Source organism: Streptomyces sp. NPDC013157 (assembly GCF_042899865.1).
Classification (GTDB): Bacteria; Actinomycetota; Actinomycetes; order Streptomycetales; family Streptomycetaceae; genus Streptomyces.
In genome coordinates this window covers 104024-118548 of the sequence record NZ_JBIBAK010000022.1, presented here as the reverse complement: position 1 = coordinate 118548, position 14525 = coordinate 104024, and the positions used below count along the sequence as shown (strand labels likewise).

General features: G+C 72.1%; 13 protein-coding genes and 1 pseudogene. 13 read left to right on the top strand and 1 reads right to left on the bottom strand.

The window, feature by feature from the left end:
* Positions 1 to 82 precede the first annotated feature (82 nt).
* From ACFY6U_RS45225 to ACFY6U_RS45185, 9 genes and pseudogenes are all read left to right on the top strand, one after another.
* Positions 83 to 1189: a quinone-dependent dihydroorotate dehydrogenase gene (locus ACFY6U_RS45225; RefSeq protein WP_390047988.1), complete on the top strand. Its 1107-nt coding sequence runs from the start codon at positions 83 to 85 to the stop codon at positions 1187 to 1189.
* Positions 1186 to 2031 (top strand): orotidine-5'-phosphate decarboxylase, encoded by an 846-nt coding sequence (gene pyrF / locus ACFY6U_RS45220; RefSeq protein WP_390047986.1) that lies wholly within the window; start codon positions 1186 to 1188, stop codon positions 2029 to 2031. The genes ACFY6U_RS45225 and pyrF overlap by 4 nt, the downstream gene beginning before the upstream one ends.
* Before the next feature lie 278 nt (positions 2032 to 2309).
* On the top strand, positions 2310 to 2633 hold the full coding sequence (locus ACFY6U_RS45215; protein WP_003977346.1) for an integration host factor: 324 nt from the start codon (positions 2310 to 2312) through the stop codon (positions 2631 to 2633).
* Positions 2634 to 2693: 60 nt separating this feature from the next.
* Positions 2694 to 3287: a guanylate kinase gene (gene gmk / locus ACFY6U_RS45210; protein WP_351487795.1), complete on the top strand. Its 594-nt coding sequence runs from the start codon at positions 2694 to 2696 to the stop codon at positions 3285 to 3287.
* Positions 3288 to 3338: 51 nt separating this feature from the next.
* Positions 3339 to 3611 carry a DNA-directed RNA polymerase subunit omega gene (gene rpoZ / locus ACFY6U_RS45205; protein ID WP_005319902.1) on the top strand — a complete coding sequence of 91 codons (273 nt, stop codon included), beginning with the start codon at positions 3339 to 3341 and terminating at the stop codon, positions 3609 to 3611.
* A gap of 73 nt (positions 3612 to 3684) precedes the next feature.
* The gene (coaBC, locus tag ACFY6U_RS45200; protein WP_390047984.1) at positions 3685 to 4914 is read left to right on the top strand and encodes a bifunctional phosphopantothenoylcysteine decarboxylase/phosphopantothenate--cysteine ligase CoaBC; all 1230 of its coding nucleotides are present in this window, start codon (positions 3685 to 3687) and stop codon (positions 4912 to 4914) included.
* A gap of 239 nt (positions 4915 to 5153) precedes the next feature.
* Positions 5154 to 6362 carry a methionine adenosyltransferase gene (gene metK, locus ACFY6U_RS45195; RefSeq protein ID WP_388920498.1) on the top strand — a complete coding sequence of 403 codons (1209 nt, stop codon included), beginning with the start codon at positions 5154 to 5156 and terminating at the stop codon, positions 6360 to 6362.
* Between the two features lie 214 nt (positions 6363 to 6576).
* Positions 6577 to 6659 (top strand): annotated as a pseudogene (locus tag ACFY6U_RS45190).
* A 110-nt stretch (positions 6660 to 6769) separates the two neighbouring features.
* On the top strand, positions 6770 to 8935 hold the full coding sequence (locus ACFY6U_RS45185; RefSeq protein WP_390047982.1) for a primosomal protein N': 2166 nt from the start codon (positions 6770 to 6772) through the stop codon (positions 8933 to 8935).
* Between the two features lie 146 nt (positions 8936 to 9081).
* On the opposite strand, the gene ACFY6U_RS45180 is transcribed toward ACFY6U_RS45185, so the two are convergent.
* Entirely contained in the window at positions 9082 to 9630 is a 549-nt protein-coding gene (locus ACFY6U_RS45180) for a hypothetical protein (RefSeq protein ID WP_390047980.1), read from the bottom strand.
* Between the two features lie 445 nt (positions 9631 to 10075).
* Between ACFY6U_RS45180 and fmt the strand changes: the two genes are divergently transcribed.
* From fmt to ACFY6U_RS45160, 4 genes are all read left to right on the top strand, one after another.
* Positions 10076 to 11008, top strand: coding sequence for a methionyl-tRNA formyltransferase (gene fmt, locus ACFY6U_RS45175; protein WP_390047979.1), 933 nt, complete (start codon positions 10076 to 10078; stop codon positions 11006 to 11008).
* A gap of 83 nt (positions 11009 to 11091) precedes the next feature.
* Entirely contained in the window at positions 11092 to 12510 is a 1419-nt protein-coding gene (locus tag ACFY6U_RS45170) for an RsmB/NOP family class I SAM-dependent RNA methyltransferase (RefSeq protein WP_390047977.1), read from the top strand.
* A 166-nt stretch (positions 12511 to 12676) separates the two neighbouring features.
* Positions 12677 to 13363 carry a ribulose-phosphate 3-epimerase gene (gene rpe / locus ACFY6U_RS45165; protein WP_352364554.1) on the top strand — a complete coding sequence of 229 codons (687 nt, stop codon included), beginning with the start codon at positions 12677 to 12679 and terminating at the stop codon, positions 13361 to 13363.
* Positions 13364 to 13441: 78 nt separating this feature from the next.
* Positions 13442 to 14485, top strand: coding sequence for a sugar-binding domain-containing protein (locus tag ACFY6U_RS45160; protein WP_351487819.1), 1044 nt, complete (start codon positions 13442 to 13444; stop codon positions 14483 to 14485).
* Positions 14486 to 14525: the final 40 nt, after the last annotated feature.

Genomic DNA, 14525 nt, shown 5'->3' with positions numbered 1-14525 from the left:
CGCAGTTCCCCGCGCCCCTTGGGGGCGCTCCACTGAGGGGGGACTCCGGAGACGGCGTCCCCCTTCCGTACGAGGACCACTGATGTACAAGATCTTCTTCCAGCTCGTCTTCCGGCGGATGGATCCCGAAGCCGCCCACCATCTCGCCTTCCGCTGGATCCGGCTTGCCGCCCGTGTCCCGGTGCTGCGCACCTTCATTGCGGCTGCCCTGGCTCCCCGCTACAAGGAGCTGCGCACCGAGGCCTTCGGGCTGCGGATGCACGGGCCCTTCGGGCTCGCCGCCGGGTTCGACAAGAACGCCGTCGCGATCGACGGGATGTCGATGCTCGGGTTCGACCATGTCGAGATCGGGACCGTGACGGGTGAGGCGCAGCCCGGTAATCCCAAGAAGCGGCTGTTCCGGCTCGTCGGCGACCGGGCGCTGATCAACCGGATGGGGTTCAACAACGACGGCTCGCTGACCGTGGCCGCGCGGCTGGCGACCCGTGAGGCCGTGTTCAGGACCGTCGTGGGCGTCAACATCGGCAAGACCAAGGTCGTACCGGAGGCCGAGGCCGTCGGCGACTACGTGAAGTCGGCCGAGCGGCTCGCGCCGTACGCGGACTACCTGGTCGTGAACGTGTCGTCGCCGAACACGCCCGGCCTGCGCAACCTCCAGGCCGTCGATCACCTCCGTCCGCTGCTGACGGCCGTGCGCGAGGCCGCCGACCGCGTGGTGGCGCACCGGCGGGTGCCGCTCCTGGTCAAGATCGCACCGGACCTCGCCGACGAGGACGTCGACGCCGTCGCGGACCTGGCCGTGGAGCTGGGTCTGGACGGGATCATCGCCACCAACACCACGATCGCTCGCGAGGGGCTCGGGCTGCGGTCGGATCCCGCCCTGGTGAAGGAGACCGGGGGGCTCTCCGGGGCGCCGCTCAAGGCGCGCTCCCTGGAGGTCCTGCGGCGGCTGTACGCGCGCGTGGGCGACCGGATCACCCTGGTCGGCGTCGGAGGTGTCGAGGACGCCGAGGACGCCTGGCAGCGCATCCTGGCCGGTGCCACGCTGGTCCAGGGCTACAGCGCCTTCATCTACCAGGGCCCCTTCTGGGGCCGCGCGATCCACAAGGGCCTCGCGGCACGTCTGCGCACCAGCCCGTACGCCACCCTCGCCGACGCGGTCGGCGCCGACGTGAGGAAGCCCGTATGAGCCCGCTGGAGCCCTTCGGCGCACGGCTGCGCCGCGTGATGGACGAGCGCGGTCCGCTGTGCGTCGGTATCGACCCGCACGCCTCGCTGCTCTCCGAGTGGGGTCTGAACGACGACGTGGCGGGCCTGGAGCGGTTCAGCCGTACCGTCGTCGAGGCGGTGGCCGACCGGGTCGCCGTGATGAAGCCGCAGAGCGCGTTCTTCGAGCGGTTCGGCTCGCGCGGAATCGCCGTGCTGGAGCGGGTGGTGGAGGAGGCGCGGGCGGCCGGGACGCTGGTGGTCATGGACGCCAAGCGCGGCGACATCGGCTCGACCATGGCCGGGTACGCGGAGGCCTTCCTGAGCAAGGACGCCCCGCTGTTCTCGGACGCCCTGACCGTCTCCCCGTACCTCGGCTACGGCTCGCTCAGCCCGGCCGTCGCGCTGGCCCGGGAGAGCGGGGCCGGCCTGTTCGTGCTGGCCCTCACCTCCAATCCGGAGGGCCCCGAGGTGCAGCACGCCGTGCGCGCCGACGGGCGGACGGTCGGCGCGACCGTGCTGGCCCATCTCGCCGCCGAGAACGCGGGGGAGGAGCCGCTGGGTTCCTTCGGCGCCGTCGTCGGTGCCACGGTCGGCGACCTGTCGTCGTACGACCTCGACATCAACGGTCCGCTCCTCGCGCCGGGCGTCGGTGCGCAGGGGGCGACGGCGGCCGACCTTCCCACGGTCTTCGGGGCTTCGGTGCGCAACGTGGTTCCAAACGTGAGCCGAGGTGTTTTGCGTCACGGTCCCGATGTCGGGGCCCTGCGGGCGGCCGCGGAGCGGTTCGCGGGCGAGATCCGGGATGTCGTCGCAGGTCGGTGAGGGCTCCGAAGGGACTCCGACGACTGCTCCGGCGAGCACTTCGGCGACTGCCCGATCGTGAATACATCCTCAAATCCGGGGCAGTATGTCTGAAATGTCTGGCCTGACGGAGGCTGACCAGGACTTTTCCGCTGTTCTCGCTGACTCCGGCGGACTTGCCCGCTAGTCTCCGAGCAGAGTCAACGGGCAAGCGTGTTGCTCGTAGCTCCCCAGGTGTGGGGCGACTAGGTTCCTCACCGGTCCGTATCCGACAGTTCGACATCCGAGGTGACGTAGGCGTGGCTCTTCCGCCCCTTACCCCTGAACAGCGCGCAGCCGCGCTCGAAAAGGCCGCCGCGGCTCGCCGGGAGCGGGCCGAGGTCAAGAATCGACTCAAGCACTCCGGCGCCTCTCTTCACGAGGTCATCAAGCAGGGCCAGGAAAACGACGTCATCGGCAAGATGAAGGTCTCCGCCCTGCTCGAGTCCCTGCCGGGCGTGGGCAAGGTCCGCGCCAAGCAGATCATGGAGCGACTCGGGATCTCCGAGAGCCGCCGCGTGCGTGGGCTCGGTTCCAACCAGATCGCCTCCCTGGAGCGCGAGTTCGGCAGCACCGGCTCCTGATCACGGGGCCGTCCGGGAGGGCCGTCCCGGACGGCCTGCGATTGCTGGAATAATCGCTGCATGGCTGCAACATTCCGGGGGACGACCCCCGAGCCCCCGGACGATCGTCCGCGGCTGACCGTGCTCTCCGGCCCCTCCGGGGTCGGCAAGAGCACGGTCGTCGCCCATATGCGCAAGGAACACCCCGAGGTCTGGCTCTCGGTGTCGGCGACCACGCGCAAGCCCCGCCCCGGCGAGAAGCACGGGGTCCACTACTTCTTCGTCTCCGACGAGGAGATGGACAAACTGATCGCCAACGGCGAGCTCCTGGAGTGGGCCGAATTCGCCGGCAACCGCTACGGCACCCCGCGCGCCGCGGTACTGGAGCACCTGGAGTCCGGCGTACCGGTCCTCCTGGAGATCGACCTCCAGGGCGCCCGGCAGGTCCGCGAGACCATGCCGGAGGGCCGGCTGGTGTTCCTGGCCCCTCCTTCCTGGGAGGAACTGGTGCGCAGGCTCACCGGCCGCGGCACCGAGGCGCCCGAGGTGATCGAGAGGCGTCTGGACGCGGCCAAGGTCGAGCTCGCGGCCGAGCCGGAGTTCGACGAAACCCTGGTCAACACCTCTGTCAAGGACGTGGCGCGCGAGCTGCTAGCCTTGATGGACGTTGTGTGATCGTTGCTGATCATTCAGACTGAATCTTTCCCATCCATCGGAAGGCAGAGCGTGTCCTCTTCCATCACCGCGCCCGAGGGCATCATCAACCCTCCGATCGACGAGCTCCTCGAGGCCACCGACTCGAAGTACAGCCTCGTGATCTACGCGGCCAAGCGTGCCCGCCAGATCAACGCGTACTATTCGCAGCTCGGCGAGGGTCTCCTCGAGTACGTCGGTCCGCTGGTCGACACCCACGTCCACGAGAAGCCGCTCTCCATCGCCCTGCGCGAGATCAACGCGGGTCTGCTGACCTCCGAGGCCATCGAGGGTCCGGCGCAGTAGTACTTTCGTATTGCAGTTGACTTATCCACAGGCCCGGCAGCCGACTGCCGGGCCTGTGGTGTGTGATGGCGTCATGGATTCGACGAGTGGAGGCCCGGTGGGCAAGCCGAAGGTCGTGCTGGGGGTCAGCGGCGGCATCGCCGCGTACAAGGCCTGTGAGCTGCTGAGGAGGTTCACGGAGTCGGGCCACGACGTCCGCGTCGTGCCCACCGCCTCCGCGCTGCACTTCGTCGGCGCCGCGACCTGGTCCGCCCTCTCCGGCAACCCGGTCTCCACCGAGGTCTGGGACCACGTCGAGGAGGTCCCGCACGTCCGGATCGGCCAGCACGCCGACCTGGTCGTCGTCGCCCCCGCCACCGCCGACATGCTCGCCAAGGCGGCCCACGGCCTCGCCGACGACCTGCTCACCAACACCCTCCTCACCGCCCGCTGCCCGGTCGTCTTCGCCCCCGCGATGCACACGGAGATGTGGGAGCACCCGGCCACCCAGGAGAACGTGGCCACGCTGCGCCGCCGCGGCGCCGTCGTGATCGACCCGGCGGTCGGCCGCCTCACCGGCGTCGACACCGGCAAGGGCCGCCTCCCCGACCCGGCGGAGATCTTCGAGGCCTGCCGCCGCGTCCTCGCGAGAGGAGTGACGGAGCCCGACCTGGCCGGCCGCCACGTCGTCGTCTCCGCCGGCGGCACCCGCGAGCCCCTCGACCCGGTCCGCTTCCTCGGCAACCGCTCCTCCGGCAAGCAGGGCTACGCCCTCGCCCGCACGGCCGCCGCGCGGGGCGCCCGGGTGACGCTGGTCGCCGCGAACACCGCAGGACTGCCCGACCCGGCCGGCGTGGACGTCGTCCCGGTCGGTACGGCGGTACAGCTGCGGGAGGCGGTGCTGAAGGCGGCCGCCGACGCCGACGCGGTGGTGATGGCCGCCGCCGTCGCCGACTTCCGCCCCGCGGTCTACGCGGCCGGGAAGATCAAGAAGAAGGACGGCCAGGATCCGGAGCCGATCGTCCTGGTGCGGAATCCGGACATCCTCGCGGAGATCTCGGCCGACCGGGCGCGGTCCGGACAGGTGATCGTCGGCTTCGCCGCCGAGACCGACGACGTCCTCGCCAACGGCCGGACCAAGCTGGCACGCAAGGGCTGCGACCTGCTCGTGGTGAACGAGGTGGGGGAGCGCAAGACCTTCGGCTCCGAGGAGAACGAGGCCGTGGTGCTCGGCGCCGACGGCAGTGAGACCCCGGTGCCGCACGGGCCGAAGGAGGCTCTCGCCGACACCGTCTGGGACCTGGTGGCGGCCCGTTTGGGTTAACTTATTTCAGCCATATGTCAACTTTCCCGGACGCGACATTGCGGTGCAGGGGCTCTGGTCAAGGCCGCCGACCATTGGGCAGAATGCCCGTGCCGCAGGTCACAGCACTTCCGAGTGTCGAGACAGGTGGGCCGGCGGCCGAGTGCGACCGATAAACTGTTCTCGGACGACGCCCGGGTGCAGCCCCCGTGTCGTCCGCCAATGATCAGACAGCAGCCGCTGCAACCCCAGGGAGCGTTGTGTCCCGTCGCCTGTTCACCTCGGAGTCCGTGACCGAGGGTCACCCCGACAAGATCGCTGACCAGATCAGCGACACCATTCTCGACGCGCTCCTGCGCGAGGACCCGACCTCCCGGGTCGCCGTCGAGACGCTGATCACCACCGGCCTGGTGCACGTGGCCGGCGAGGTCACGACCAAGACGTACGCGGACATCGCGACGCTGGTCCGCAACAAGATCCTGGAGATCGGCTACGACTCCTCGAAGAAGGGCTTCGACGGCGCTTCCTGCGGCGTCTCGGTCTCGATCGGCGCGCAGTCCCCGGACATCGCCCAGGGCGTGGACACGGCGTACGAGAAGCGGGTCGAGGGCGACGAGGACGAGCTCGACAAGCAGGGCGCCGGCGACCAGGGCCTGATGTTCGGCTACGCGACGGACGAGACGCCGACGCTGATGCCGCTCCCGATCTTCCTGGCGCACCGCCTCTCCAAGCGCCTCTCCGAGGTCCGCAAGAACGGCACCATCCCCTACCTGCGCCCCGACGGCAAGACGCAGGTCACCATCGAGTACGACGGCGACAAGGCCGTCCGCCTCGACACGGTCGTGGTCTCCAGCCAGCACGCCTCCGACATCGACCTGGAGTCGCTGCTCGCCCCCGACATCCGCGAGTTCGTCGTGGAGCCGGAGCTGAAGGCGCTGCTGGACGACGGCATCAAGCTCGACACCGAGAACTACCGTCTGCTGGTCAACCCGACCGGCCGCTTCGAGATCGGCGGCCCGATGGGCGACGCCGGCCTGACCGGCCGCAAGATCATCATCGACACCTACGGCGGCATGGCCCGCCACGGCGGCGGAGCCTTCTCCGGCAAGGACCCGTCCAAGGTCGACCGCTCGGCCGCCTACGCCATGCGCTGGGTCGCCAAGAACGTCGTCGCCGCCGGCCTGGCCGCCCGCTGCGAGGTCCAGGTCGCCTACGCGATCGGCAAGGCCGAGCCCGTCGGTCTCTTCGTCGAGACCTTCGGCACGGCCAAGATCGACCACGAGAAGATCGAGAAGGCCATCGACGAGGTCTTCGACCTGCGTCCGGCCGCCATCATCCGCGACCTCGACCTGCTCCGCCCGATCTACGCCCAGACCGCCGCGTACGGCCACTTCGGCCGCGAGCTCCCGGACTTCACCTGGGAGCGCACGGACCGCGTGGACGCCCTGCGCGCGGCCGCGGGTCTCTGACCCCGCGACCACCTGGTGCGAGGCCCGGCTCCCTTTCGGCGGAGCCGGGCCTCGGCGTGTCCGGGGGCTGTGGAAAACGGCTGGCCGACGGGACGGGATGATCAGTACGGTGACGTCGTCCCGGTGCGATGGCCGCGGTTACTTCCGTGGAGTGTGCCCACGGGCGCGCGGTGAAGCTGGTGTGTTTCGACCGTTGCCGGACTGACCTCGGGAAACCGGCGCCGCCCGGTGTGCGGGCCTCGGATCCTTCTCTTCCGGGCGATGCCCACGCAGGTTCGAATCCTGCTGCCGGTTCCAGACCGGTATGGCCGAGTGGCCCAAGGCAGAAGAATGCCGTCACGGCGTTCCGCGGCCGGAGTGAACTCGGGCGGCGCCGGTTGTCAGTGACGTTTGGTAAGAATGCAAGGGTGAGCAGCGAGAACGGGCAGGGGGGCGGCGGTGCCGGAGGGGCGCCGCCGGAGCAGCTCGCGCTCATTCGGGAGAGCGTGCGGGGAGCCACGGCGCCCCGGGCCAAGCCGCGGACCTGGCGGGGGGCCGCGCTGGCCGAGCGGTTGCCGGTCGCGCGAGTGCTCGTGGACAAGGGCGTGCTCCACCTCGACCGCTACTTCGACTACGCCGTCCCCGCCGAGCTGGACGCCGAGGCGCAGCCGGGGGTGCGGGTGCGGGTGCGGTTCGGGGCCGGGCGGCACCGGGTGCGGGACGGGCGCCGCGAGGGCGGAGGGCTCATCGACGGGTTCCTGGTCGAGCGGCTCGCCGAGTCCGACTACTCGGGTCCGCTGGCCGCGCTGGCCCAGGTGGTGTCGCCCGAGCCGGTGCTGAGCGAGGAACTGCTGCGGCTCGCACGCGCGGTCGCCGACCGGTACGCGGGGAGCCTCGCGGACGTGCTGCAGCTGGCCGTGCCGCCGCGCAGCGCGCGGGCCGAGAAGCGGCCCTCGCCCGACCCGCTGCCGCCGCCGCCCGCGCCGGGCGCCGGAAGCTGGTCGCGGTACGAGCACGGGGCCGCCTTCATCGAGTCGCTGGCCTCCGGCGGCGCACCGCGCGCCGTGTGGAACGCCCTGCCGGGGCCCGGGTGGAGCGAGGAGATCGCCCGGTCCGTCGCCGCCACGCTCGCCTCGGGACGCGGCGCGCTCGTGGTCGTACCGGACGGGCGGGCCGCCGCGCGGGTCGACGCCGCGCTGACCGGTGTGCTGGGCGAAGGGCGGCATGCGCTGCTCACGGCGGACGCGGGGCCCGAGAAGCGGTACGCGCAGTGGCTCGCCGTCAGCCGCGGGTCGGTTCGGGCCGTCGTGGGGACGCGGGCGGCCATGTTCGCGCCCGTGCGGGATCTCGGGCTCGTCGCGATCTGGGACGACGGGGACGACAGCCACAGCGAGCAGCACGCGCCGCAGCCGCATGCGCGGGATGTGCTGCTGTTGCGTGCGGCTCTCGACAAGTGCGGGTTCCTGCTCGGGAGTTGGAGCTGCACGGTGGAGGCCGCGCAGCTCGTCGAGACCGGCTGGGCGCGGCCCCTGGTGGCGGGCAGGGAGCAGGTGCGGCTGGCCGCGCCGCTGGTGCGGACGGTCGGGGACGGGGACCTCGCGCGGGACGAGGCCGCGCGCGCCGCCCGGCTGCCGACGCTCGCCTGGCAGGCCGTCCGGGACGGACTGCGGCACGGGCCGGTGCTGGTGCAGGTGCCCCGGCGGGGGTATGTGCCACGGATGGCCTGCGCCCAGTGCCGGGCGCCGGCGCGCTGCCGGCACTGTGCCGGTCCGCTGGAGGCGCGGGACGCCGGGGCGCTGCAGTGCGGGTGGTGCGGGCGGTCGGAGAGCGACTGGCACTGCCCCGAGTGCGGCGGCTTCCGGCTGCGCGCCCAGGTGGTCGGCGCCCGGCGGACCGCCGAGGAGCTGGGACGGGCCTTTCCCGCCGTCCCCGTACGGACCTCGGGACGCGAGCAGGTGCTGGACACCGTGCCGGGGACGCCCGCACTGGTCGTGAGCACACCGGGCGCCGAGCCGGTCGCCGAGGGCGGCTACGCGGCGGCCCTGCTGCTGGACGGCTGGGCGATGCTCGGGCGGCCCGACCTGCGGGCCGGTGAGGACGCGCTGCGCCGGTGGATCGCGGCGGGGGCGCTGGTGCGGCCGCAGGCGGACGGGGGGACCGTGGTCGTCGTCGCGGAGCCGACGCTGCGGCCCGTGCAGGCGCTGGTGCGGTGGGATCCGGTCGGGCACGCGGTGCGGGAGCTCGCCGAGCGGGCGGAGCTGGGGTTTCCGCCGGTGTCGCGGATGGCGGCGGTTTCGGGGACGGCGGAGGCGCTCGCCGAGTTCCTCGGTACGGCCGAACTGCCGCCGGACGCGGAGGTGTTGGGGCCGGTTCCGGTGCCCGTGGTGCGGGCCGGGGCGCCTCGGCGGGCGGGTGCGCCGCCGCCCGGGGAGCACTGGGAGCGGGCGCTGGTACGGGTGCCGCCGGGGAGTGGAGCGGCGCTCGCCGCCGCCCTGAAGTCGGCTCAGGCCGCCCGGATGGCGCGGGGGAGCGGGAGCGGGGGCGCGGGCGGGGAGGCGGTTCGGGTGCGGATCGATCCGCCGGACATCGGGTGAGCCGGCAGACGGCTGCCCTCCCGGATGCTTGCCGGGAGGGCAGGAGCGGGCGGGTCGGCCCTTGAGGGCAGCCGTGGTGTCGGTCGGCCCTTGGCGACGTCGGCCGTTGCGTGTTCAGCCGTTGTGCATGTCAGCCGTTGTGCATGTCAGCCGTTGCGCGGGCCGGGGAAGGCCGTCGGCCTGGCCTCGTCGCGGAGGGCGGGGCTGCCCGCGGTCGGCTGGGTCGGCATGGAGCGGGCGGCCGGGACCGTGGGGACCGTGGGCAGACCGCCGCCCACGTTGATCGTGCGGGTGCCCGACGGTTCCGTGGACCGGTCGGGGTCGGCCGTGGCCGCTGTCTGGGCCGCGGCGCGGCGGGCGCCGTAACGGCGGTGCACGGCCTGCTTGGTGACTCCGAGCGCGGAGCCCACGGCGTCCCACGAAAAGCCGAGCGAACGGTCGAAGTCCACGGCGGCCGTGACCAGGGTTTCGACACTGTCCCGGAGTTCCTGGGCGAGCCGGACCGTCGGGGCGGGGGCGCGTCCGTAGACGACGAAGCCCGTGGACGGGCCGGATCGGCGCGGGCGGTAGACGTTGCCCAACTGGGCGGTGAGCGTGCGTAGTGCGTCCACCTGGCGGCGGACCCGCTCGATGTCCCGCACCAGCAAGTGCAGGCTGGCCCGGGCCTGGGCGTCGTGGGTTGCGTGGTCGGCCATGAACAAGCCTCTCGAACCGGCGTTGAAAGGAATGGGCCGCGTATGCGGCCCGTTGTGGTCAACTCTCTCTTGACCAACGCGTGGGCGCTCCGCTGGTCACGGTGTGGGGGCGTATGGGCATATGCGTACGCCGTGCGGCGGGGACTGCACCACCGGGGAGCCCTCCCACCCGCGCGCCGCCCGTTGCGGTCGGTGGAGAGGTTGACCGACCTGTGGGGGTGTTCGCCGTCGGCGGCTTGTGGTTCGTCGGCTGTCGCCCGTTGCCCACCCGCGCGCCGCCCGTTGCGGTCGGTGGAGAGGTTGACCGACCTGCGGGCGTGTTCGCCGTCGGCGGCTTGTGGCTTTGTCGTGCGGGGGCTTCGGGGCTGTGGGCGGTGGTTGGTTGTGGCGGCATAGACTTGCTTGTTGCCCGTGTTGATGCCGTTCGAGAGGGTCTCAGTCGCCCATGAAGCTTGTCTTCGCCGGTACCCCCGAAGTCGCCGTTCCCGCTCTGGACGCTCTCATCTCCTCCGGGCGGCACGAGGTGGCCGCCGTGGTCACGCGGCCCGACGCGCCGGCCGGGCGGGGACGCAGGCTGGTCGCTTCGCCGGTGGCCGAGCGGGCGATGGAGGCCGGGATCGAGGTGCTGCGGCCGCTCAAGCCGCGCGAGCCGGAGTTCCTGGAGCGGCTGAAGGAGATCGGGCCGGACTGCTGTCCGGTGGTGGCCTACGGTGCGCTGCTGCCCCGGGTCGCACTCGACGTGCCGGTCCACGGGTGGGTCAATCTGCACTTCTCGCTGCTTCCCGCCTGGCGCGGGGCGGCTCCGGTGCAGCACTCCATCATGGCGGGCGACGAGATCACGGGCGCCTCCACCTTCCTCATCGAGGAGGGGCTGGACTCCGGGCCCGTCTACGGGACCGTCACCGAGGAGATCCGGCCCACCGACACCAGCGGTGACCTGCTGACCCGGCTCGCCTTCGCCGGGGCCGGGCTGCTCGCCGCGACCATGGACGGTATCGAGGACGGCACGCTCAAGGCCGTACCGCAGCCGGGGGAGGGCATCACCCTCGCGCCGAAGATCACCGTCGAGGACGCGAAGGTGGCGTGGTCGGCGCCGGCGCTGCGGGTCGACCGGGTGGTGCGGGGGTGCACCCCGGCCCCCGGTGCCTGGACCACCTTCCGCGGTGAGCGGCTCAAGCTCATCCAGGTCACGCCGGTGCCCGAGCGGACCGATCTCGCCCCCGCCGAGATCGCTGTCGGGAAGAACAGCGTGCACGTGGGGACGGGGTCGTACGCCGTGGAACTGCTCTGGGTACAGGCCCAGGGCAAGAAGCCGATGCGGGCCGCCGACTGGGCGCGTGGCGTGCGCATCGGCGCCGGGGAGACCCTCGGCGCCTGAGCCCCTTTCCCCACCAGCGGCTTTCCCGCGTACGCGGCGTACGCTGGGAGTCGCCTCATTCCCATACCCGGAGCACCTTTTTCGTGAGCGAGCAGTCCCGGCGGCCGCGCAGGCCCGCCAAGCCCTACCGCCGTCCCCAGAAGGACCCCGTCCGCATCCTCGCCTTCGAGGCGCTGCGCGCCGTGGACGAGCGGGACGCGTACGCCAACCTCGTGCTGCCGCCGCTGCTGCGCAAGGCCCGGGAGAAGGGCGACTTCGACGGGCGGGACGCCGCGCTCGCCACCGAGCTGGTGTACGGGACGCTGCGCCGGCAGGGGACGTACGACGCGATCATCGCCGAGTGCGTCGACCGGCCGCTGCGCGAGGTGGACCCGCCGGTCCTTGACGTGCTCAGTCTGGGTGTGCACCAGCTGCTCGGGACGCGGATTCCCAGCCACGCCGCCGTCTCCGCCTCCGTCGAGCTGGCCCGGGTGGTGCTGGGCGACGGGCGGGCCAAGTTCGTCAACGCCGTGCTCCGCAAGGTCGCGCAGGACGATCTGGACGGCTGGCTCGCCAAGGTCGCGCCGCCCTACGACCAGGACCCCGAGGACCATCTGGCCGTGGTGCACTCGCATCCGCGGTGGGTCGTCTCCGCCCTCTGGGATTCGCTGGGGGGCGGGCGCGCGGGGATCGAGGAGCTGCTGGCCGCCGACAACGAGCGGCCCGAGGTGACGCTGGTCGCCCGGCCGGGGCGGGCCACCACCGAGGAACTCCTAGGCGAGGAGGCCGCCGTACCGGGGCGCTGGTCGCCGTACGCCGTGCGGCTCGCCGAGGGCGGGGAGCCCGGCGCCATCACGGCCGTGCAGGAGGGCCGGGCCGGTGTGCAGGACGAGGGCAGCCAGCTGGTCGCCCTCGCGCTCGCCAACGCGCCGGTCGAGGGGCCGGACGCGAGGTGGCTGGACGGCTGCGCCGGACCCGGCGGCAAGGCCGCGCTGCTCGCCGCGCTCGCCGCCGAGCGGGGGGCCGTGCTGCTCGCCTCCGAGAAGCAGCCGCACCGGGCCGGGCTGGTCGAGAAGGCGCTGCGCGGCAACCCGGGGCCGTACCAGGTCATCGCCGCCGACGGCACCCGGCCGCCGTGGCGCGCCGGCACCTTCGACCGGGTCCTGATGGACGTTCCCTGCACGGGCCTGGGCGCGCTGCGCCGCCGCCCGGAGGCACGGTGGCGGCGCCGCCCCGAGGACCTCGACAACTTCGGTCCGCTGCAGCGTGCGCTGTTGCGTACCGCGATCGACTCGGTGCGGGTGGGCGGAGTGGTCGGGTACGCGACGTGTTCTCCGCACCTGGCGGAGACGCGGGCGGTGGTGCAGGACGTGCTGAAGCAGTGCCCGGACACGGAGCTGGTGGACGCGCGTCCGTTGCTGCCGGGGGTGCCGGAGCTGGGGGAGGGACCGGATGTGCAGCTTTGGCCGCACGTGCACGGCACCGACGCGATGTATCTGGCACTGATCCGCCGGACCGGCTGAGGCCGGGGAGTGGGGACGCCTACCGGCCCTTGCAGGGTTCCTCCCCCAGCCTTCGGCCGGGGGAGGAACTGCGCGGCCAGCTCCCACCCGCCCGCGCGCGACCCACAACCGCGACCACCCCGAACCCCACTCGGCCCACCCCGTCAGGGCATGGCAGGCTTGGGGCATGGCCGTGCAGATCAACCCCAGCATCCTGTCCGCCGACTTCGCCCGCCTCGCGGACGAGGCGAAGGCGGTCGAAGGCGCCGACTGGCTCCACGTCGACGTCATGGACAACCACTTCGTCCCGAACCTCACGCTCGGTGTGCCGGTCGTAGAGTCCCTGGCCCGTGCTACGGACACCCCGCTGGACTGCCACCTGATGATCGAGGCCCCTGATCGATGGGCGCCGCAGTACGTCGAAGCGGGGGCCTCCTCCGTCACCTTCCACGTGGAGGCGGCGGCAGCCCCGGTGCGGCTCGCGCGGGAGATCCGGGCGAAGGGCGCCCGCGCGTCCATGGCGCTCAAGCCCGCGACGCCCATCGAGCCGTACGAGGACCTGCTCCCCGAGCTGGACATGCTGCTCATCATGACGGTGGAGCCGGGCTTCGGCGGCCAGGCCTTCCTCGACATCATGCTGCCGAAGATCCGCCGCACCAGGGAGTTGATCAGCAAGCACGGACTGGAGCTGTGGCTCCAGGTCGACGGTGGGGTTTCTGCGTCGACGATCGAACGGTGCGCGGACGCCGGAGCCGACGTTTTTGTGGCAGGTTCGGCGGTGTACGGGGCAAACGACCCGGCAGAGGCGGTACGTGCACTGCGCACCCAGGCGGCGGCGGCCACCGCCCAGGCGTCGTGGGCGTGCGACCACTGAGGTACGGGAACGTGAACGGCTCCGATCAGGGCTGATCAAGTGCGCCGGATCTGCAAGGATGAACGGCGTATCCAGAGTGTGAACAGCAGTGAGGAGATGGCCGTGTCGGGTATGTCGGCGGGCCGGTCAGCCATGCGGATGGGACCCGCAGAGCTGGTGCAGGCGGCGGCCATGGCCCGCCGCTTCTACCTCGAAGGCAAGTCCAAGATCCAGATCGCCGAGGAGTTCGGCGTCAGCCGCTTCAAGGTGGCCCGGGTACTGGAGACTGCCCTCGAAAGGGATCTCGTACGCATCGAGATCCGCGTACCGGCCGAACTGGACGCCGAGCGCTCGGACGCGCTCCGCGCCCGGTACGGCCTGCGGCATGCCGTCGTGGTCGAGTCCCCGGCCGAGGCGGAGGAGACCCCCGACCCCGAGAACCTCGGCGAGGTCGCCGCGGACCTGCTCGGCGAGCTCGTCAACGAGGGAGACGTGCTCGGCCTCGCCTGGGGCCGGTCCACCATCCACATGGCGGCCGCCCTCGACCGGCTGCCGCCGTGCACGGTGGTGCAGTTGACCGGCGTGTACGACGCGGGGACCTCCGAGCGCGGCTCGGTCGAGGCCGTCCGGCGCGCCGCGCAGGTCTCGGGCGGCGACGCGCACCCCATCTACGCGCCGATGCTGCTGCCGGACGCGGCCACCGCGGCGGCGCTGCGCAACCAGACCGGGATCGCCCGGGCCTTCGAGTACTTCGACAAGGTCACGGTCGCCTGCGTCTCCATCGGCTCCTGGGAGCCCGGTATCTCCACGGTGCACGACATGCTCAGCGACGAGGAGCGCGCGCACTACGCCACGCTGGGCGTCGCCGCCGAGATGGCCGCGCACCTCTTCGACGCCGAGGGCCGCCGGGTCGGACGCGACCTGGGGGAACGCTGCATCACGGTCAAGGCCGACCAGTTGCGGCGTATCCCGGAGGTCGTCGCCATCGCGGGCGGGCAGCGCAAGGCGGCCGCGATCGACGCGGTGCTGCGGTCGGGGCTGGTCACCAGCCTCGTCACCGACACCTCGGCCGCCGACTTCCTGATGACGGCGGGCACCACGCCCAAGCCCGCGCTGAACCGCGCGGACCCGGACGGTCCCTGACCGGGAGCACGGCAGTGCCGGCGGCAGCAGGGGTGACAAC

Bases quoted from the DNA above. Each gene is read 5' to 3' on its own strand.
- fmt (WP_390047979.1), top strand. From the start codon at position 10,076: ATGAAGCTTGTCTTCGCCGGTACCCCCGAAGTCGCCGTTCCCGCTCTG.
- gmk (WP_351487795.1), top strand. From the start codon at position 2,694: ATGGCTGCAACATTCCGGGGGACGACCCCCGAGCCCCCGGACGATCGT.
- rpe (WP_352364554.1), top strand. From the start codon at position 12,677: ATGGCCGTGCAGATCAACCCCAGCATCCTGTCCGCCGACTTCGCCCGC.
- coaBC (WP_390047984.1), top strand. From the start codon at position 3,685: ATGGATTCGACGAGTGGAGGCCCGGTGGGCAAGCCGAAGGTCGTGCTG.
- ACFY6U_RS45180 (WP_390047980.1), bottom strand. From the start codon at position 9,630: ATGGCCGACCACGCAACCCACGACGCCCAGGCCCGGGCCAGCCTGCAC.
- pyrF (WP_390047986.1), top strand. From the start codon at position 1,186: ATGAGCCCGCTGGAGCCCTTCGGCGCACGGCTGCGCCGCGTGATGGAC.
- ACFY6U_RS45225 (WP_390047988.1), top strand. From the start codon at position 83: ATGTACAAGATCTTCTTCCAGCTCGTCTTCCGGCGGATGGATCCCGAA.